General features: G+C 73.3%; 21 protein-coding genes and 1 pseudogene. 5 read left to right on the top strand and 17 right to left on the bottom strand.

Annotated features, from left to right (window positions below):
• Window positions 1-77: 77 nt before the first annotated feature.
• The 8 genes from O7616_RS19920 to O7616_RS19885 all read right to left on the bottom strand — a co-directional run bounded on the left by O7616_RS19920 (window position 78) and on the right by O7616_RS19885 (window position 5,237).
• Window positions 78-950: a DUF72 domain-containing protein gene (locus O7616_RS19920; RefSeq protein ID WP_282303390.1), complete on the bottom strand. Its 873-nt coding sequence runs from the start codon at window positions 948-950 to the stop codon at window positions 78-80.
• A gap of 48 nt (window positions 951-998) precedes the next feature.
• Window positions 999-1,397, bottom strand: a complete 399-nt coding sequence (locus tag O7616_RS19915) for a TraR/DksA C4-type zinc finger protein (protein WP_282259748.1) — start codon at window positions 1,395-1,397, stop codon at window positions 999-1,001.
• A 161-nt stretch (window positions 1,398-1,558) separates the two neighbouring features.
• Entirely contained in the window at window positions 1,559-2,209 is a 651-nt protein-coding gene (locus tag O7616_RS19910; protein WP_282303389.1) for a uridine kinase, read from the bottom strand.
• A 93-nt stretch (window positions 2,210-2,302) separates the two neighbouring features.
• A complete protein-coding gene (locus tag O7616_RS19905) occupies window positions 2,303-2,911 on the bottom strand; it encodes a winged helix-turn-helix domain-containing protein (protein WP_282259750.1) in 609 nt (202 codons plus the stop codon).
• A 246-nt stretch (window positions 2,912-3,157) separates the two neighbouring features.
• Window positions 3,158-3,709 (bottom strand): winged helix family transcriptional regulator, encoded by a 552-nt coding sequence (locus tag O7616_RS19900; RefSeq protein WP_282303388.1) that lies wholly within the window; start codon window positions 3,707-3,709, stop codon window positions 3,158-3,160.
• A gap of 51 nt (window positions 3,710-3,760) precedes the next feature.
• Complete coding sequence (locus O7616_RS19895; RefSeq protein WP_282303387.1) at window positions 3,761-4,246, bottom strand: rhodanese-like domain-containing protein; 486 nt, start codon at window positions 4,244-4,246, stop codon at window positions 3,761-3,763.
• A 46-nt stretch (window positions 4,247-4,292) separates the two neighbouring features.
• On the bottom strand, window positions 4,293-4,748 hold the full coding sequence (locus tag O7616_RS19890) for a cysteine dioxygenase family protein (protein WP_282303386.1): 456 nt from the start codon (window positions 4,746-4,748) through the stop codon (window positions 4,293-4,295).
• Between the two features lie 111 nt (window positions 4,749-4,859).
• Complete coding sequence (locus O7616_RS19885; protein WP_282303385.1) at window positions 4,860-5,237, bottom strand: signal peptidase I; 378 nt, start codon at window positions 5,235-5,237, stop codon at window positions 4,860-4,862.
• Between the two features lie 60 nt (window positions 5,238-5,297).
• Between O7616_RS19885 and O7616_RS19880 the strand changes: the two genes are divergently transcribed.
• Window positions 5,298-5,690, top strand: coding sequence for an ankyrin repeat domain-containing protein (locus O7616_RS19880; protein ID WP_282259755.1), 393 nt, complete (start codon window positions 5,298-5,300; stop codon window positions 5,688-5,690).
• Between the two features lie 32 nt (window positions 5,691-5,722).
• Window positions 5,723-6,670, top strand: coding sequence for a DUF3500 domain-containing protein (locus O7616_RS19875; RefSeq protein WP_282303384.1), 948 nt, complete (start codon window positions 5,723-5,725; stop codon window positions 6,668-6,670).
• Between the two features lie 238 nt (window positions 6,671-6,908).
• On the opposite strand, the gene O7616_RS19870 is transcribed toward O7616_RS19875, so the two are convergent.
• From O7616_RS19870 to O7616_RS19830, 9 genes and pseudogenes are all read right to left on the bottom strand, one after another.
• Window positions 6,909-7,118 carry a hypothetical protein gene (locus tag O7616_RS19870; protein ID WP_282307810.1) on the bottom strand — a complete coding sequence of 70 codons (210 nt, stop codon included), beginning with the start codon at window positions 7,116-7,118 and terminating at the stop codon, window positions 6,909-6,911.
• A gap of 184 nt (window positions 7,119-7,302) precedes the next feature.
• Window positions 7,303-7,527, bottom strand: a pseudogene (locus O7616_RS19865) (methyltransferase domain-containing protein); the annotation flags it as partial.
• 297 nt (window positions 7,528-7,824) lie between these two features.
• Entirely contained in the window at window positions 7,825-8,019 is a 195-nt protein-coding gene (locus O7616_RS19860) for a helix-hairpin-helix domain-containing protein (RefSeq protein WP_282259759.1), read from the bottom strand.
• 249 nt (window positions 8,020-8,268) lie between these two features.
• Window positions 8,269-8,766: a DUF2231 domain-containing protein gene (locus tag O7616_RS19855; protein ID WP_282303383.1), complete on the bottom strand. Its 498-nt coding sequence runs from the start codon at window positions 8,764-8,766 to the stop codon at window positions 8,269-8,271.
• Between the two features lie 232 nt (window positions 8,767-8,998).
• Window positions 8,999-9,739: a GAF and ANTAR domain-containing protein gene (locus O7616_RS19850; protein ID WP_282303382.1), complete on the bottom strand. Its 741-nt coding sequence runs from the start codon at window positions 9,737-9,739 to the stop codon at window positions 8,999-9,001.
• Between the two features lie 180 nt (window positions 9,740-9,919).
• The gene (secA2, locus tag O7616_RS19845) at window positions 9,920-12,211 is read right to left on the bottom strand and encodes an accessory Sec system translocase SecA2 (RefSeq protein ID WP_282303381.1); all 2,292 of its coding nucleotides are present in this window, start codon (window positions 12,209-12,211) and stop codon (window positions 9,920-9,922) included.
• A gap of 72 nt (window positions 12,212-12,283) precedes the next feature.
• Window positions 12,284-14,059: an ABC transporter ATP-binding protein gene (locus O7616_RS19840; protein WP_282303380.1), complete on the bottom strand. Its 1,776-nt coding sequence runs from the start codon at window positions 14,057-14,059 to the stop codon at window positions 12,284-12,286.
• Window positions 14,060-14,154: 95 nt separating this feature from the next.
• Entirely contained in the window at window positions 14,155-15,243 is a 1,089-nt protein-coding gene (locus O7616_RS19835) for a zinc-binding dehydrogenase (protein ID WP_282303379.1), read from the bottom strand.
• Window positions 15,236-16,246, bottom strand: a complete 1,011-nt coding sequence (locus O7616_RS19830) for a Gfo/Idh/MocA family oxidoreductase (protein WP_282303378.1) — start codon at window positions 16,244-16,246, stop codon at window positions 15,236-15,238. The genes O7616_RS19835 and O7616_RS19830 overlap by 8 nt, the downstream gene beginning before the upstream one ends.
• Window positions 16,247-16,472: 226 nt before the next feature.
• On the opposite strand from O7616_RS19830, the gene O7616_RS19825 reads away from it, so the two are divergent.
• The 3 genes from O7616_RS19825 to O7616_RS19815 all read left to right on the top strand — a co-directional run bounded on the left by O7616_RS19825 (window position 16,473) and on the right by O7616_RS19815 (window position 19,290).
• Window positions 16,473-17,456 (top strand): glucosyl-3-phosphoglycerate synthase, encoded by a 984-nt coding sequence (locus tag O7616_RS19825; RefSeq protein ID WP_282264908.1) that lies wholly within the window; start codon window positions 16,473-16,475, stop codon window positions 17,454-17,456.
• Window positions 17,457-17,595: 139 nt separating this feature from the next.
• On the top strand, window positions 17,596-18,753 hold the full coding sequence (locus tag O7616_RS19820) for a glycosyltransferase (RefSeq protein ID WP_282303377.1): 1,158 nt from the start codon (window positions 17,596-17,598) through the stop codon (window positions 18,751-18,753).
• Window positions 18,754-18,831: 78 nt separating this feature from the next.
• The gene (locus tag O7616_RS19815) at window positions 18,832-19,290 is read left to right on the top strand and encodes a DUF4383 domain-containing protein (protein ID WP_348773825.1); all 459 of its coding nucleotides are present in this window, start codon (window positions 18,832-18,834) and stop codon (window positions 19,288-19,290) included.
• Window positions 19,291-19,400: the final 110 nt, after the last annotated feature.

Genomic DNA, 19,400 nt, shown 5'->3' with positions numbered 1-19,400 from the left:
CCCTCCGGGCGGCCGAGCCCACCGCGTCCACACTGCCGGTGCCCGGGGTGAGCCGACCTCACCCCGATCGGGTGAGGTCAGTTCGCGTCGAGGAGCCCGGCGAGGGTCTTGGCGTTGGTCTGCGCGTAGTCGCGGTAGCAGTTGTTCATGAGGACGTGGGTCTGACCGGCCTCGTCGGCCAACTCCCGCAGCTTCGGCGCCCAGTCGGCCAACTCCCGCTTGGAGTAGTGGTAGCCGAACTTCTCGTGGATGTCCTTGCTGGTCCACTTGTCGCTGTGCCCGTGGAAGCGCATGACAGCGAGGTCCGCGGTGGCGGCCAGCACCGGCGGCAGCGACGAGCGGTGGCCCTGCGGCATGTCCACGCAGACGTACGGGAGTCGATGCTCGCGCAGGAAGGCCAGGGTCTCGTCGGCGTTGTCACCGTCGAACCAGGAGGCGTGCCGGAACTCGTAGACCGGTCGCAGCGGCGCGCAACGCTTCGCCACCTCCAGCAGGTACTGCTTGTTGGCCCGCTTGATGGTGAACCACGGCGGGAACTGGAACAGCAACGCGCCCAGCTTGCCCGCCTCGACGAGGGGGTCCAGCGCGGACAGGAAGCGCGTCCAGACCTCCTCGTACGACTGCGCGGGCAGGTCGTCGGGGTAGACGTTCTTCTTGTCGGTCTCCGGGCGGAGGTCCTTGTAGAGGGCGCTGACCCGGGTGGGGTGCCCGGTCAGCAGGCTGAACGCCTTGATGTTGAAGGTGAACCCGGCCGGGGTGCGGTCGGCCCACAGTCGCGCGGTCGCCTCGGCGGGCGGCGAGTAGTAGGTGGCGTCCACTTCGACCAGCGGGAACTGCCGCGCGTAGTAGGCCAGGCGTTTCTCCGGGTTGTCCGCGGTCTGCGGATACCAGCCCGAGTCCAGCAGCGTGCGGTCGGTCCAGGACGCGGTGCCCACGAGGATGTCACCCATGGTTCGAGTCCATCGCGTCGCGGACCGACCGGCAACCGCTGGCGTCGTTCAGGCCGCCCGCCGTTCGCGGGTCTGCTTGCAGGTCACACAGGTGGTGGCCGACGGGAAGATCTCCAGCCGCTCGACCGGGATGGCCGCGGAGCAGCCCTCGCACCAGCCGTAGGTGCCCTCGGCGAGCCGGGCGAGCGCGTGCTCGTACTGGGCGCGGCGGTCCAGGATGGTGCGCAACAGCGACTGCGCGGTGTCCCGCTCGGCCGTCTTGGTGCCGCTGTCGGCCTGGTCGTCGCCGGCGGTGTCGCCGACCTCGACCAGCCGCAGCACCTGGCTCTGGAGCACGGCCTGGTCGTACTCGGCGGTCAGCTCGTCGTAGCGCGCCTGGAGTGAGTTCCGGATCTGGTCGATCTCCTGCTGAGAACGGTTCGTGTCGACCGTGTCGTGGACGAGCATCGCTGCCTGCCTTTCCTAAGCCTGTGGCTCACGGTGAACCGGGTGCCGGCGGCGTCGAGCCCCGGTCACGGTCGCATTCGGTACGCGGGCGATCACCCGCTCTGTGAGCCGGGCGAGTACCCGCCGAATCGGCGGGGCAAACCGACGAATTCTCGCGGTCGTCAGGCGTCGCCGCCGGGCTCCACGAGAGCGGGGTGCCGGGGGTCGTCGACGCGTACCACCACGTCGGCGAAGCTCGCCGGGACGACCTCCTCGGCGTACCTGTCGAACGCCGGCAGGGCCCACGCCAGGGCAGGGTCGGTACGCCGACGCAGCGCCGCCGGGGACACCTCCAGGTGGACGGTGACGTCGAACGGCAGCCCGCCGCCGAGCAGCAGCGGTCCGCTGACCAGGACGACGCCCCCGGGTGGCAGGTCGACGTAGCGGGCCCGGCTGGCCCGGTCGGCGTCGGCGTCCCACAGCGACGGGAGCACCCGGCCGGTGCCACCCGGGCCGGCCGGGTCGAGCACCTCCCGACGCAGTCCGGCCTCGTCCACCCAGCTCTCGTAGAAGGATTCCGGGTTGGTGCGGCCCAGTTCGAAGCGCAGCGACGCGGGACGGAGGAAGTCGCCCGCCCGGACGTGCAGCACCGGACGGCCCTGGGCGCGTAACGGGTCGACGAGCGCGGCGGCCAGTTCGTCCGGAGCGGCGGCGGACGCGCCGTCGATCGCCACCCGCAGCCGCGCGGGCGCGCCGTCGGCGGTCGCGGCGTCGGCCAGCCGGCCGGTCAGCTCGGTGACGAGCCGGTCGGGCGAGATGGGACGGATGCGCACCGGACCATCCTGCCTGGCGTCCGGCGGGCGGCGTCGAACGCCTCGTTCGCGGCCTTGTCCGTGCCGCGTCGGCGGCTGGGTCGCCGAACTGGGTCAGCCGGTGCGGTCGATCGTCACCCGGGCGTCGTCGGCCAGCCGGTAGCCGACGCCGTAGACGGTGGTCACCAACGGCACGTCCACGCCGACCTTGCCGCGCAGTCGACGCACGTGCACGTCGACGGTGCGCACGCCCGCGTGCTCGTAGCCCCAGACGGCGTTGAGCAGTTGCAGTCGGGTGAACACCCGGCGCGGATGGGCGACCAGGTGCAGCAGCAGGTCGAACTCCAGCCGGGTCAGCGGCAACGGCTCGTCGTCGCGCAGCACCGAGCGGGACGAGGCGAGGATGTGCAGGGCGGGGATGGTCGGGCTGATCGCCCGGGTCGGCGCCCGGTTGTTGGCGGGCGCCTGGTCGGGGCGGCGTTCGGTCGGCACCGAACCGACGATCACGCCCTCGCCTCGTTCCAGCATCTCGCGGGCGGCCTCCAGCAGGCGACGTGCCGCCGGGGTCAGCGACTCCTCACAGGCCAGCGGGATGGACAACGTCACGGTGAGCACAGGCGTCGCGGTGTTCGCCGGGCGACGCTGGCCGCCGGGCGGTCGACCGGGCACCGCGGGTTGCGACGTGTGCCATCCGGCGCGCGACGAGGCGGGGCTGACCGACATGGTCCTCCTTGGGCTGGTCCGGGTATCTCCCCACGGCCCGGGACGCCGCTTCATCGATGCTTCCCGGCGCCCGGGCAAGGGTCAAGAGGCGGCTGCGTTGCATGAATGTGACAATTGACGAACACATTGGAGCCGGGTGCTCGCTCTGCGTACGAGCTTGATGATTACAGCAGAGCCGCCGAGATGCCCCGATACGGGGGTCCCCGCCCGGTTCACCGAGGTGGTCGCAGGGCACCCGACCAGGGCTTACCGGGTGTGGTCCACGCTGATCGGCGCCTCGTCGGCCAACCGGTAACCGACCCCGTAGACGGTGGTCACCAGTTCCGAGCCGACCAGCTTCGCGCGTAGCCGACGGACGTGCACGTCAACGGTCCGGGCCACCGCGTGCTCGTACCCCCAGACGCTGGACAGCAGTTGCAGGCGGGTGAAGACCCGGCGCGGCCGCTCGGCCAGGAACAGCAGCAGCTCGTACTCGATGCGGGTCAGCGGGACGACCCGGTCACCCCGGCGGACCACCCGCGAGCCGGCCAGGATGCGGACGTGGGGCGCGGCGGCGCACGGCTCGCCGCCGCCGACGGGGCTCGGGGCCGGCCGCGGCCCGGGCGCGAGATCCTCGACGGTACGCAGCCGACCCTCCCCCGACTCGGCCAGCTCACCGAGGAGCTGGACCAGCCGGGCCAGCCGGGGGCTCAGCGGCCCGGGGACGAGGTCGAGGGTGATGGTGAGGGTCGGGGCGGTGCGCGGGCGGGTCGGACGTGTCCCCGGGTGGCGGCGCGTGGGGATGGCGACGACGGACATGATGCCTCCTCAAGTGGCGGTACGCCCGCCACGCCTGGTGCGGCGTGACGGTCAGCGGCGCGCCCACCCGGTGTTCACGGGGGACGCGAGTGCAGAGGTGTGCAGCGGGGTCGGGCCGAGAGCCGGCAGACCGGCGATCCGCCACGCCGCGAAACCACCGATCACGTCGGTGGCCCGGTGCAGGCCGACGTCCTGCAGGGCGGCGGCGGCCAGGGACGACGTGTAGCCCTCCTGGCAGAGGATCAGCACCGGCACGTCGTAGTCGACGGCCTCCGGCAGTCGGGCCGGGCAGCGCGGGTCGAAGCGCCACTCCAGCACGTTGCGCTCGACGGTGAGCGAGCCGGGCACCACGCCGTGCGCGGCCCGCTGTGCGGCGGGTCGGATGTCGACCAGCAGAGCGCCGGCCCGGTACGCCAGGTGGGCCCGCTCGGGGTCGAGCCGACGGAGCCGGGCACGCGCGGCGGCCAGGATCTCGTCGATGCCGCGGGAGCCGGCGGGCGGCACGGGTGCCGGACAGTGCTCGGCGGTTACCTGCATCATCGGTTCCTTCCAGTGACAGGGGGTTGGTCGGGACTCGCCGCGCTCACCAGGACGTGCCGGCCTGGGCGACCTCGGCGACCCGCAGCCGACCGTCCACGAGGTCGTAGCGGGTCATCCGCAGCAGCGCCGGCCGGTAGACGTGCACGCTGACCGCCGGATCCGGACCCTGGTTGGTCACCCGGTGCACGTGTCGGGGCCCGAAGCGGCGACCGGCGTCGGTGGGCAGCAGCCGTGGGCGTAGCCGACCGGCGCTGACCGTCTCCTCGATGAGGGTGCCACCGACCACCCGGAACGCCCCGGCGGAGCCGCCGTGGTCGTGCAGGTCGGTGCCCTGCCCGGGAAGCCAGCTCAGCGCCCACACCTCGTGCTCGTCGGTGACGGCGAGACGGGCGTACCAGCGTTCGGCGGGATCGAACCGCAGCGCGACCGGCCAGCCGGCCGGGTCGGCCCACCGGGCGGCGACGGTGAGCAGGTCGGACTCCGGACGGTGGTGCGTCATGGCGGTTCCTCGCGGGTCGTTCGGCGGGGTGCCCTCGTACTCTAGACGGTAAAGCCTATAGGTTTAGTAGGTAATTCCACCCACTGGGACACCGGTCGACGTCCCGGTCGGTCAGCGCAGCACCGGCGGGTCCACCCGGTAGCCGGGCAGCGAGGGCCAGCGCACCGTCAACACCACCGAGGCGCGCTCGGCGAACCAGGAGTGGTCCACCCCCCGCGCCCACACCACGTAGTCGCCCGGCACCCCCAGCCGTACCGTGCGGTCGGGCAACTCCACCCGGAAACAACCCTCGACGAGCACGAGCAGAGTGGTACGCCGCTCCCCCGTCGCCCACCGCGACCGGGCCTGCCCGGCCGGATGCACACCCCACTTCACCTCGACGTCGGTGCTGTGCCGGATCTCCCCCGGCGGCACGAAGTGCCCGAGCAGCCAGCCGGCGTCGGCGGCACCGTCGACAGCCGCGTTGCCCACGTACACCGTCTCAGCCATCGGACCCTCCCCCAGCTCGCCGGCCGAGCAACCTACCAGGGCAGGGCTTAGCCTGGACGGGTGACCGACGACCTCGACGCCGAGACACTGGCGTTCGCCCACCGGATGTTCGACCTGGCCCGCGCCGGCTCCACCGAGGAGCTGGCCGCGCAGCTCGACGCCGGCCTGCCGGTCAACCTCACCAACGACAAGGGCGACACGCTGCTGATCCTGGCCGCGTACCACGCCCACCCGGACACCGTGGCCGCCCTGCTCAGCCGCGGCGCCGACCACTCCCGGGCCAACGACCGGGGTCAGACGGCGCTGGCCGCGGCGGTCTTCCGCAGCAGCACGGACGCGGTCCGCGCGCTCCTCGCCGCCGGGGCCGACCCGGCACACGGCAACCCGTCGGCGTTGGAGACCGCGCAGTTCTTCGACCTGCCGGAGATGACGGAGCTGCTGCGCGCCGGCTGACACCGGGCCCGACGTGCCGGTATACAGGGTCGGTGGAAGATCCTCTGCCCGAGCAGATGCGGGCCGCCGGCACCACGCTGCTGGCCGCGCTCGACCCCGCCGCCCGCGACGACGCCGTGCACCCGTTCGACGACGAACCCGCCCGACGCTGGCTGGAGTACCGGCCCCGACCCCGGCCCGGCGTCAGCCTCGCCACGATGGACGTCGCCGGGCGCAAAGCCGCCCACCGGCTGCTGGCCACCGCGCTCAGCCCCTCGGCGTACGCGCAGGCGATGGCGATCATCGCCCTGGAGGAGGTGCTGGACCGGGCCGAGGACTGGCAGCGGGGCCGGCACAGCGCCGACTACTGGGTGGCCGTGTTCGGCGACCCGGCGCGCGACGACCGCTGGGCGTGGCGGTTCGAAGGGCACCACCTGTCGGTGACCATGACGGTGGTCGACGACCAGGTCTCCCCCGCCCCGATCTTCTTCGGCGCCAACCCGGCGGCGGTGCGCTACGCCGGCCGTCCGGTCTCCCGGCCGCTCGGCGTCGAGGAGGACCTCGCCCTGGCGCTGCTCGACGCGCTGGGGCCCGCCGAACGGGCCGCCGCGATCATCGCCGACGACGCCCCGGCGGACATCATCAGCGCCACCCGAGGGCGGGTCGACGCACCACTGGAGCCACTCGGCGTACCGGCGGACCGGTTGGGGCCCACCGGCCGCGCGCTGCTCGACCAGGTGGTCGCGCTCTACCTGGACCGGCTGCCGCCCGAGCTGGCCATCCGGGAGGCGACCCGGCTGGCCGCAGGCCCGCTGCACTTCGCCTGGGCCGGCCCCACCCGCTCCGGGCAGCGGCACTACTACCGGGTGCAGGGCGACGACCTGCTGATCGAGTACGACAACACCAGCCCCGACGGCAACCACGCGCACACCGTGCTGCGCCGCCCCGCCAGCGACTTCGGCGCCGACGTCCTGGCCGGGCACCACCGAACCCACCACTAGGACCGGCGCCCGCCCGGCCCGGCCCCGCGCGGACGGCGTGGCGCCGGGGCGGGGCTCGCCCGGCCCGGCCCCGCGCCGACGTGCCGCCCGACGGCGCTCACGACCCTGCCTGCGCCCGGGGCCGGCGCCGCCCGCGGTGATCGACTTCAGATCGCCGATGTGGCGGCATCCCGCCTGCCCGGACACCCCCGTTTCGCCGAGATGGAGTCGATCATCGCGCCCGCGGGCGCCGAGCCGGTCAGGGGCGGGTGGCCTCGATGAGGAAGCGCTCGGCGTGCGCCACGAAGGGGCCTTCGTCGACGATGCGGCGGTGGAGTTCGCGTAGTCGGTCGCGGTAGCGCTCGACCGTGAACCCGGGCACCGTCCAGATCACCTTGCGCAGGAACCAGACCACCGCGCCGACGTCGAAGAACTCCGCCCGCAGGGTCGCCCGGCGCAGGTCGACCACCCGCAGACCGGCCGCCTCGGCGGCGCCGACCGCCTGCTCGGGGTGCCGCGTGGCCGGAGGCGGGAGCGGGGCGGAGGATCGCCTCGCTCAACTCCCGCATGGTGCCCGGCCCGATCTGCTGGGACAGGAACGTCCCGCCCGCTCGCAGCACCCGCGCCGTCTGCGCCCAGTCGGTGCGTACCGGATGCCGGCTGACCACCAGGTCGAAGGAGGCGTCGCGGAAGGGCAACGGCGCGTCCGGGTCGACGGCCACCACCGTAGCGCCGACCCGTCGCAGGGTCCGTCGGGCGACCTCGACGTTCGGCGGCCATCCTTCGGTGGCCGTCAGCAGCTTCGGGGGCTGGGGCACCTCGGCGAGCACCTCCCCACCGCCGGTGTCCACGTCCAGCGCGCTGGTGGCCCGAGCCATCCGCTCGGCGACCATCCGCGCGTACCCCCATGGTGGACGCTCCTCGGCGGCCCGACCGACCAGCCAGTCGAAGCCCCACCCGTCGACCGGGGCGGCGGCGGCCTCCGCGATCAGTTCCTCGGCGTCCCGCTCGGCATCCATGGCGGCCAGCCTCGCGGTCGGTCACCCCGACCGGCAAGCCATTTGCCGCCGCGCCCGTGAGGCTGTCGTGCCACGACGGCCGCGCCGCACCGCTCGCGCCGCCCGACGACCGGTCCCCGAGGTGCGCGACCGGCTCACCCTGGGCCGCGGCAGGTCTCAGCCGAGGCTGAGCTGGTGTTCTTCGAGGGCGGCCTGGAGGATGCGCAGCGCCTTCGGACCCATGCCGTGCAGTCTGGCCAGGTCGGCCCGGGGGACGTCGACGAGCTGACGCAGTGTGGTGTAGCCGGCGCCGTGCAGGGCACGGGTGGCGGGTGCACCGATCGTGGGGAGCGTGTCCAGAGACGAGGTCATCCGTGATGGTAGACCGGCCAGCCACCCAGGCGGCGTCCCGTTCACGCGCGCCGCCGGACCGACCGGGTCGGTCAGCGGCTGGGCTGGGCGCCTGACCGGAAGCCGCCGGGGTCGGGTCAGCGGCTGGGCTGGGCGCCTGACCGGAAGCCGCCGGGGTCGGGTCAGCGGCTGGACTACGCGCCCGGCCGGAAGCCGCCCGGTCCGGTCAGCGGCTGGACTACGCGCCCGGCCGGAGGCCGCCCGGTCCGGTCAGCGGCTGGGCCAGGGGCGGCGGATTTCGCCGGTGGAGACGGCGAGCGCCTCCAGCCCGCCGGCCTCGGCCCGGCCGGCGTCGAACTGACGCATGAGGCGCGCACCCAGGTGCACACCGACCCCGCCGATCGCCAGTGCGACCAACTCGGTCGCCAGGATCGCGGCTGACGCCCCTCGGTCCGGAGACTGGGACCGGACCAGGCAGGTGAGCAGGAACATGCCGGCCATCACCGCGTTCACCAGGTTGAAGGCGATCGCGGTGCGGCGGGTGTGGTCCCCGGGTACGTCCCACAGGTCGACCATGCCCGCCACCGCGGTCAGCGCCGCGGCGACGAGGGCGGCGACGCCGGTCCAGTAACCCACCTCGCCCAGGAACGCCGGCCCGCCGACGACGTCGGTGAGGTCGAAGACGGTGGCACTGACGAACAACCCGAGCGGGAACGTCACCAGCATCGGTTGGATCGGATGCCCCTGCACTCGCAGACGGCTCTGCATCGGTCCTCCCCCGGGTCGGCGCAGCTCACCTGACCAGAGTGCTACCCGAGCCCGCTCACGGTGAAACGATCCCGCCCGACTCGCCGGTGACCGGACGAACGGACACCTCACCCCCTGATCGACTCGCGTTTCCGGAAACCGGGCCATCCCACCGCCCTGGACACCGCGCCTTCAAGGAACCCGAGTTGATCACTCACCCTCGTCACCGGCCCGCATGGAGGACCCGGCGTGGTCAGGCGTCGCGGGGGCGGGAGACCGTGTGGACCAGGCGCTCGGCCACCTCGCGCAGCGGGATGTCGAGCGAGGTCGCGGCGGTACGCAGCACGTCGAGGGCTTCGGCCGGTGGGCACCCGCGCTGCGTCATGATCACTCCGACGGCCTGGCCCACCACACCGTCGTGCAGGAGCGTGGCGTCGCGTTCGTCGGCGAGGGCGAGTTGCCGGCTACGGTCGCGGACGGCGGCCAGCAGCAGGCCGGCGTGTTCGGCGAGCAGCATCGCGGTCAGCTGGTGTTGCGGGGTGAGCAGGTCCGGCGAGGCGGCGTAGAGGTTGATCGCGCCGATGACCTGGTCGTCGATGTCCACCGGCGCGGAGATCACCCCGCGTACGCCGAGGTCGCGGGCGCGCGCCGTCCAGACCGGCCAGCGGGGCTCGGCGGTCAGGTCGGCGGCGAGGATCATCTCGCGGCGTTGGATGGCGCTCATCGCCGGGGAGTCCGGCCCGTGTCGCAGGTCGTCCAGCCCGGCGAGCCGCTCGTCGGAGGCGGCCACGCCGGCCGGTTCGCCGGCGCGGAGGGCGGTGAAGCCGCACCAGCGCACCCCGGCCACAGCGTCCCGGGTGACCCGGACCAGTGCCAGGAGCGCCTCGTCGAAGTCGGTCAGGGCGATCAGACCTGCGGTCAGTTCCCGTAACAGCGCGGCGGTTTCCAGGACGCCGAGGGTCTGCACCACCGGCTCCCGCGTGTCGAGGTTCACCGGATCGCAGCCTCCGTGCACGTCCGCTTCTGCCCGCCGGGCGTCGTCACCTGTGTCATCGTCTGCTCTCTCCCGACTTGACCGACCAGCCCTACTACCCTCGCAAACCCGGGTCGAAACGACGTAAACGGGGCCCCCTGCCGAGCGTAGGCGCATGGCAGGAGGCCCCGAGGGCCTACATCAGCGGGAGGCGCCGCTGAGCCGCCGCCCGATGGAGGCGATCAGCCGGTCCAGCTCGGAGCCGAACGGGTTGTCGTGCACCAGGTACGTCCAGGTGGCGGTGGGCCGGACGAGGGTGCCGTCGTCGGCCTGCCAGTCCTCATCGAAATCGGTCTCGTTGAAGGTGGCGATGGTGCGGGCCTCGATCTCCGGGACCAGGTCGTTGAAGGCCGGCACGGCGGCCCGGTGGAACTCGTCCAGCGGGTCGAGGCGGCCCAGGGCGCGCAGGTGCACGCCCTCGCGGACCTCCGACAGCTCGGCCAGGTGCTCGGCCCAGAGCCGGTCCAGGTGGTAGAGCGCGATCGAGCGGGCCGCGCGGGCGAGCAGGTCCTCGTCCATCTCGCCGGCCTTCTCGGGCTCCTTCTCGAGCAGCATCACCGCGGCGACGTCGCTGGTCAGCAGCCGCTCGCGCCGAGCGGCGAGGGCCTTGCGCTGCTGTTCGATCACCACGCTGTAGCGCCAGGTGTTGCGGTGGATCTCGTGGTTGACGCCCTCGGCGACCCGCTGGGCGTGCTCCACCGCGTAGTCGACCTGCTCGTCGGTGACCAGGCCGTCGGCGTTCATCCGCGGCGAGGGCGGCACCGCGTCGGCGGCGTGCCGGACGACCAGGTCGTCCTCCAGGCTGACGAAGAAGACCGACCCGCCCGGGTCGCCCTGCCGGCCGGCCCGACCGCGCAGCTGGTCGTCGACCCGACGGCTGTCGTGTCGGCCGCTGCCGATCACGTAGAGCCCGCCCAGCTCGGCGACCCGTTCCCGGTCGGCCTGGTCGCTGCCGCCGAGGCGGATGTCGACACCCCGGCCGGCCATCTGGGTGGACACGGTCACCGCGCCGTACGCGCCGGCCTCGGCGATGATCGCCGCTTCCTCGTCGTCGTTCTTGGCGTTCAGCACGACGCACGGCACACCGGCGGCGTTGAGGCCGGCGGCCAGCCCTTCGGACTCCTTGACGTCCAGGGTGCCGACCAGCACCGGTCGCCCCTTGGCGTGCGCGCGCTGGATCTCGTCGATCAGCGCGTCGTCCTTCTCGGCCCGGGTGGCGTAGATGCGGTCCGGCTCGTCCTCACGGATGCACGGGGTGTTCGGCGGGATCACCGCGACCTCGAGGTTGAAGAACTCCCGCAGCTGGTCGCCGACGTGCACCGCGGTGGCGGTCATGCCGCAGACCTTCGGGTAGAGCGCGATGTACGCCTGCATGGCGATGGTGCCCAGCACCTCGCCCTCGGCGGTGGCGTCCAGGCCCTCCTTGGCCTCGACCGCGGCCTGGAGGCCGTCGGGCCAGCGGCGGCGCTGGGCCACCCGGCCACGCATCTCGTCGACCAGCTCGACCGAGCCGTCCCGGACGATGTAGTCCACGTCACGGTGCAGCAGGGCGTGGGCGTGCAGCGCCACGTGGACCGCGGAGAGCTGCGCGACGTGCTCCTCGTCGTAGAGGTCGATGCCGAGCTTGGCCTCGACGGCGGCCAGGCCGGCGGAGGTGAACGCCACGCTCCGCCCGTCCTCGGCGACCGTGTAGTGCTTGCCCTTGCGCAGGCCGCGGACCAGCGCGGCGGCGGCGTGCACCGGGTCCTGCTCGCCCGGCACCGAGCCGGCCAGGACCATCGGCACCCGCGCCTCGTCGATCATGATGGAGTCGGCCTCGTCGACGATCGCGGTGGTCAGCGGGGGTTGCACCCGGTCCTCCACGTCGGTGACCAACTGGTCGCGCAGGTAGTCGAAGCCCGCCTCGCTGACCGAGACGTAGGTGACGTCGCAGGCGTACGCGTCGCGCCGCTCCTGCGGGGAGGACGCCTCGTTGACCCAGCCGACGGTGAGGCCGAGCAGGGTGTAGACCGGCTCCATCCACTGGGCGTCGCGGCGGGCCAGGTAGTCGTTGATGGTGAGCACGTGCACCGGCCCGTTGCCGAGCCGAACGTGCCCGTACGCGGCGATCGTGGCGGTGAGTGTCTTGCCCTCACCGGTGGCCATCTCGGCGACCTTGCCGGAGAGCAGTGACATCGCGCCGAGCAGCTGCACGTCGTACGGCCGCTGGTCGAGGCCCCGGCGGGCGGCCTCGCGGCCGATCGCGCAGATCTCCTCGTAACCGACCGCGGCACCGGCGGCCTCGGTCAGCTCGGCGTCGTCGAGCGCGGCGAGATCGTCCGCGCGCGCCTCGATCGCCGGCAGCAGCTTCTCCAGCGGAGCGAGATCCACGGTCGAGCCGGGGCGCTGGAGGAACCGCCGGAACTTGCTCTTGAACCGTTGCGACACACCCATGAGCGGCAACGGTACGCGATTCCGGCCGCCGTGCGCGGCCCGGCCGCCGACAAGTTGGCCGGATCAGACGACTCAGCCGACCAGTAGCTGGTGGGCGGCCAGCTCACGGTAGAGGGGGTCGGTCGCGGTCAGCTCGGCGTGGGTGCCGACGGCGACCACCCGACCGCCGTCGAGGACCACGATCTGGTCGGCGTCGACGACGGTGGCGAGCCGGTGCGCCACGATCAACAGCGTCCGGCGTACGGCCACCGCGTCGATGGCCCGGCGCAGCGCGACCTCGTTGCGCGAGTCGAGGTTGCTGGTCGGCTCGTCGAGCAGCAGCACCGGCGGGCCGGCGAGCAGGGCGCGGGCGATGGCCAGCCGCTGCCGCTCACCCCCGGAGAGGAGTACCCCACCCTCCCCCACCTGGACGTCCAGCCCGGCGGCGGTGCGGTGCGTCAGGTGGGTGAGGTTCACCTCGTCGAGAACCTCGTGCAACCGGTCGTCGCTGGCGTCCGGAGTGGTGATCAACAGGTTCTCCCGCAGCGTGCCGGCGAGCACGGGGGCCTCCTGCTCGACGTAGCCGAGCCGGGCCCGCAGCGCGTCGCGGGGCAGGTCCCGCACGTCGGTGCCGTCCAGCCGGACCGCGCCGGCGCTGACCTCGTAGAAGCGCTCGACCAGGGCCAGCAGGGTGGACTTACCGGCGCCGGAGGGGCCGACCAGGGCGGTACGCGTACCGGTGGGCACCGTGAAGCTGACGTCGTGCAGCACCGGCTCACCGCCCGGGTAGCCGAACCCCACCCGGTCGAACTCGATCATCGGGGCGGGTCGGCGCGGGCTGGTCGTCGCGGGGGCGAGCGCCGGGCGGTCCGCCGCGCCCTCGGCGGGTACGGCGAGGATCTCCTCGATCCGGTGCAGGGCGCCCAGACCGGACTGCAACTGGGTGTACGCCCGCAGCACCTGGCCCAGCGGCAGCGCCAGCAGGAACAGGTACATGACGAAGGCGACCAGGTCGCCGACCGAGATCGCCCCGGCGGCGACCCGCGCCCCGCCGATGCCGAGCACCAGGAGGAACGCGCCCTGCACGGTGATCGAGCCGATCGGGCCGACCACCGACTGCACCCGGGCCACCCGCAGCCCGGCCGTGTACGCCTCCCGGGCGCTGCCGGTGACGGTCTGCGTCTCCCGGGCCTCGGCGCGACTGGCCCGGATGGTCCGGGCCGCCGAGATGGCCCGCTCCACCGCGGAGGTCATCTCGCCGATCCGTTCCTGGGCGGCACGGGCCAACGCCCGCACCCGGCGGACGAAGGTGAGCGCGAAACCGAGCCCGAGCGCCACCCCGAGCAGGGTGACGCCGAAGAGCAGTGGGTCGAGCAGCACCATGGCGGTGCCGGCGCCGACCACGGTCACCGCCCCGGTGACCGTCTCGAAGAGCCCGGAGGTGACGACCGCGCGCAGCAGGGTGGTGTCCGAGCCGACCCGGGAGAGCAGGTCGCCGGTACGCCTGCTGTCGTACTCGGCGATGGGCAGCCGCAGCAGGTGGGCGGCGAGCCGTCGCCGGGTGCCGAGCACCAGTCCTTCGGCGGTGCGTTGCAGCAGGTAGTCGCGCAGCCCGCCGATCGCCGCGCTGAGCACGACGAGGACGACCAGCACCGTCACGAGCGCGGAGACGGGGTGGTCGGCGCCGATCCGGTCGAGCACCGACCGGGTGAGCAGCGGCTGCGCCAGCGAGGCCGCCGCGCCGAGCAGCGACAGCACGCCCACCACGACGAGGGTGCCGGTGTGCTCACGCAGGTACGGCAGCAGCGCGGCCAGGCCGACCGGCCGGTCTTGGGCGGTGCCGACCGGCCGGTCCTTCGGGGTGCTCATGCCGGGAACGGTAGTCGGCCGCGTCACCCACCCGGGCGGGGTCCGGGCCGACGTGCGCTCCCGGGGGCCGGTCGCAACCCCGTCCCGGGGTGCGGTCAGGTGGCCAGCACCACCTGGAGTTCCTGGCGTCGACGGTCGGCCAGGTCGGTGAGCAGGGTGGGTGCCTCGTCGAACGGCACCACCGCCGAGACGAGGTGCTTGCGGACCATGTCCCCGTACGCGCGGAGCAGGTCGACGGTCTCGGCGGAGAGCCGTTCGCGGTCCCAGGTGGGGGCGAGCCCGCGCGGCACCCGGCCGATCTGCGCGCAGCGCAGCGACAGCCCGTTGTGGTGGAACTCCTCCCCGAGCCGGACGGCGTCCGCGCCCTCCTGGTAGAAGGCGAGGTCGATGACGGTGCCCTGGGGGCGCAGCAGCCGCAGGGCGAGCTGCAGCGCCCACGCCTGCCCCCGGCACTGGAACACCACGTCGGCGCCCCGGTCACCGGCGGTGTGCGCCCAGCGGGTCTTGAGCACCACCGCCGGGTCGTCCGCGTCGGGGTCGAGGGTTTCCAGGCCGAGCGCCTCGGCGGCGTGGCGGCGGTGCGGGGTGGGGTCGACCACCACCACCGAGGCGGCGCCGTGCCGCCTGGCGAACAGTGCGGTCAGCAGCGCCACCACACCGGCGCCGACCACCGCGACACGACGGCCGCGTACCCCGTCGCCGAGCGCGCGGACGTCGGCGCCGTGCAGGTCGGCCGCCGCGTGCAGAAGGCCGTTGGCGCAGATCGGGCCCATGTGCGCGACGTAGACACCGAGCAGCGGGTCCAGGTCGTCGGGCAGCGGCACGAACCGCTCGGCGACCGGGTCGGCCAGCCAGCCGGTGCGGTGCCCGTAGGTCATGGCACCGACCGTGCCGACCGCGACGGCCGGGGTCTCGCTCTCCACCACCCGGCCGACCTGCATGTAGCCGAGCCGGTTCACCGGGTACGGGGTGCTCGCCGCACCCGGCTGGAACAGGCCCAGGTCGGCGTTCCAGGTGACGTTCAGGTAGGGGTTGGTGCCCTTGACGTAGCTCAGCTCGGTGCCGGCGGAGACGCCACTGAACAGCGTCTCGACCCGGAACGTGCCGGGGCGCACCGGCGCGGCGTCCTGCTCGACCAGCTCGACCCGGCCGGGACCGGTCACCACCACGACCCGGTCACGCATCGACTGTCACCCCCGTGGTCAGCGCCGCCGGGGCGGTCGGGGCGGCCAGCCGGACGGTCGTGCCGGTGCGGGCCGAGTCGGCCACCGCGAGGGCCAGTCGTTGGGTCGCGAGCGCCTCGGCGTACGGGACGCGGACGTCGTCGCCGATGCCGCGTACGGCGTCGACGAAGGCGCGGTCCACCGCCACCCGGGCGGCCTCCGGATCGGCGGGGAGGTGTCGTTCGCCGTCGGCGTCGCGGATCGACAGACCGTCCTCGGTGAGGGCCAGGGCCAGCCCGTCGGCGAGGATCTCCAGGCCGGCGCGGTGCTTCCAGCCCAGCACGCACGCCGCGCTGAGCGTGCCGACCGCCCCGTCGGCGAAGCGCAGCACGGCGGTGGTCACCGAGTCGATGTCGGCGCCGTCGACCGGCGGAGGGGTGCCGTCGCCGTACGCGGTGACCTCGGTGACCTCGCCGGCCAGCACGCGGACCAGGTCCAGCACGTGGGCGGCCTGTTCCACCACCGGGCCGCCGGAGCGGTCCCGCCGCGACCACCAGGCCACCGGGGGCACCTTGTCCAGCCAGGCGCCGCTGACCATCCGGACGGGACGGTCGGCGAGCAGCTCACGGGCCTGGTCGAGCACGCTCAGGTAACGCCAGTGGTGGCCGACGGCGGTGCACAGCCCCCGGCGCGCGACCAGGTCGGCGATCCGCTCGGCGGTGCCGAGGTCGACCGCGACGGGCTTCTCCACGAACATCGGCACGCCGGCCTCGACCAGTGCCTCCTCGGCGGGGCCGTGCGCGAACGGCGGCACGCAGACGTACACCGCGTCGGGGCCGGTGGCCAGCAGCTCGGCGAGGTCGGCGCAGACCCGCGCGCCGTGCCGCCTGGCCAGCGCGGACGCCGCCTCCGGCGCGACGTCGGTGACCCCGACCAGCTCGACGTCGTCGAAGCCGGACAGCACGCGGGCGTGGCGTTGTGCCACTCCCCCGGCTCCGACCAGACCCACCCGGCACTGACGCATCCGACACCCCTTCGAAGACCTTTCATCTGCGATGGGAGCAGTCCCCCGGGGTGTGCGCAATCAAACGTTCATCCCCCGGGAACGCATTGTCGTCACCTCTGTGATCAAGCTGTTGCCGAGAATGCGGTTAGCGCGTGATGAGGAATGGGAACAACCAAATTCGGTTTTTCCACGCACGAATGGAGGGGTGCCCGTGCGGGATGCGACATCGAGCGTTTCACCGGTGGTGGAGGCGTGGGCCACGTACCGGACGACGACGGCGGCGGACTGGCCGGCGCGTCGCCTGATGCGGGCCAAGGGAGAGACCCGGGTCAGCGTGGTGCTGCCGGCGCGCAACGAGGAGGCCACCGTCGGCGCGATCGTGTCGACCATCCGGGAGCACCTGATGGATCGGGTCGCCCTGGTCGACGAACTGATCGTGGTGGATTCACGCTCGACCGACCGTACGGCGCAGGTGGCCCGGGCCGCCGGCGCGGAGGTGGTCAGCCAGGACGCGATGACCCGGGGGTTGCCCCGACTCACCGGCAAGGGTGACGCCCTGTGGGCGGGTCTGGCCGCCGCCGAGGGGGACGTGGTGGCGTTCGTCGACGCCGACCTGCGGGAGTTCCGGCCGCACTTCGTGACCGGGCTGCTCGGCCCGCTGCTGACCGACTCCTCGGTCGACTTCGTGAAGGGGTTCTATCACCGGCCCCTGGTGGGGGCCGCCAGCGTGGAGCAGGACGGCGGGGGTCGGGTGACCGAGTTGATGGCCCGACCGTTGCTGAACCTGTTCTGGCCCGAACTGGCCGGCTTCGTGCAGCCCCTCGCGGGTGAGTACGCGGGCCGCCGGGACGTGCTGGCCCGGGTGCCGTTCGTCTCCGGGTACGGGGTGGAGACGGCCATGATGATCGACCTGCTCGACCTGGTCGGCCTGGACGCGATGGCGCAGGTCGACCTCGGTGAGCGCAAGCACCGGCACCAGGACACGGCGGCGCTGGGCCGGATGTCCGCGCAGATCATGTTGACCGCCTGGTCCCGGTTGCAGCGGCGGGGCTGGGCGATTCCCGGGTTGGCGCCGGAGTCGTTGCTGACCCAGTTCCGTCGCGGCGGCTCGGACACGTTGCCCAACCTGGACCGGGAGATCGTGGTCACCGATGTGTCCATCGAGGAACGCCCGCCGCTGGCGGAGTTGCGCCATCGGGTGCCCCGCCGACGGGTGGCCGCAGCGTGAGCGCGAGGAGTGAGCCGGTCCGGCGAGCCCCGCAGTCGCGAACCGACCGCCCCCCAGTGAGCGCGAGGAGTGAGCCGGTCCTGCGAGCCCCGCAGTCGCGAACCGACCGCCCAGTGACCGCGAGAAGGGGACACGCCGGATGAGCCTGACCGTGTTGATGAACGCCGGGCCGTGGCTGTCCGTGCCACCGCCCGGTTACGGCGGCATCGAGAACGTCATCGCCACGCTCGTGCCGGAGCTGCGCCGGTTGGGCGTGCGGGTGGTGCTGGCCTCGGTGGGCAGCAGCACCCTGCCGGTGGACGAGCGGGTGTCGGTCTTCGCCGACGGGCAGTTCGCGTCGTTGCAGCGGCCGTACAACCAGGTCTGTGGGGTCGCCCAGGCGCACCTGGCCGGGGTGGTCCGCGAGTTGTACTCCCGCGACGACATCGATCTGGTGCACGATCACGTCGAGGCCGTGGGCCTGGCCACGCTCGCCGCGATGGGACCGGCCGGGCCGCCGACCCTGCACACCCTGCACTGGGACCTGGCCAAGCATCCGGCGCTCTACGGCAGCCTGGACGGCGGCGACCGGGTCCGGGTCAACGGGGTCTCCGCGTCGCAGTTGGCCCGGGCCCCGTTGGCGCTGCGGGAGCACTCGGTGGGGCACGTGCACCTGTCCACCCCGCTCGCCGTCGACGCCGACCGCCGGCCGCGGGCGGAGAAGGGCGAGCACGTGCTCATCCTGGGCCGGATCAACCCGGGCAAGGGGCAGGACGTGGGTGCCCGGCTGGCCCACCGGGTCGGGTTCCCGCTGGTGCTGGCCGGTCCGGTGGGCCCGTACCATCGGCCGGCCGATCTGGCCGCCGCCGGCGACGAGGCCCGGCAGAACCCGGATGTGCGGTTCTTCCTCGACGAGGTGGCCCCGCACGTCGACGGTGACCTGGTCCGCTGGGTCGGCACGGTGGCCGGTCAGGAGCGGGACGACCTGCTCGCGAGCGCCCGCGCGTCGCTGTTCCCGCTGCGCTGGGAGGAGCCGGGGGGCACGGCGGTGGTCGAGTCGCTCGCCCTGGGTACGCCGGTGGTGGCGACCAGCCGGGGCTGCCTGCCGGAGCTGATCGAGCACGGCCGCACCGGGCTGCTCGCCGCCGAGGAGGAGGAGTTGGGCGATCTGGTGCTCGCCGCCGACCTGCTCGACCCGGACGAGTGCCGGGGGGTGGCCGCGCAGCGGTTCACCCCGGCGGTGATGGCCCAACGCTACGTGGAGCTGTACGAGCGGGTCCGTCAGCTGTCCCGCGCGCCGAGGCTGCTCCCGGCCTGACCGTCGGCGGGCGTTTGTCGGCGGCGACAGCGGGTAGCCGGCAGCGCTCGTACCCGCCGCGCAGCGAGGAGCCGGGGAATGGTCGGACCGATGGCCCACTCCCGGGCCCGACCCAACCCGGCCGACGGCAAGGCGCCGGTCCGGCGGGCGGCGGCGACGGTGGGCGTGCTGTTCCTGCTGATCGGCGTGCTCGGTTTCGTGCCCGGGATCACCACCGGGATGCACGACCTGCGCTTCGCCGGTCACGGCTCCGGCGCGTACCTGTTCGGTGTCTTCCAGGTGTCGGTGCTGCACAACCTGGTGCACCTGGTGTTCGGGGTGGTGGGTCTGGTGCTGGCCCGGACGGTGACCGGGGCCCGGACGTTCCTGATCGGCGGCGGCGCCGTCTACCTGGTGCTGTGGCTCTACGGTCTGGCTGTCGACCACGACACCGGCGCGAACGTGCTGCCGGTCAACGACGCCGACGACTGGCTGCACCTGGGCCTCGGCGTGGGCATGATCGCGTTGGGCGTCCTGACCGGGCGACCCCGGCGGTGACCTGCCCCGTTGCGGCAGCTGAACCGCCTCGCCGGGCCGTCGGCCCGGTTTGACGCCGGGCCGCCTCGGGTAGTGGGGAGCTCCCGACCCAGCAGCGAATAGAGGGTGGC

Source organism: Micromonospora sp. WMMD964 (assembly GCF_029581455.1).
Taxonomy (GTDB): domain Bacteria; phylum Actinomycetota; class Actinomycetes; order Mycobacteriales; family Micromonosporaceae; genus Micromonospora.
This window is presented reverse-complemented; position numbering and strand designations above follow the sequence as displayed.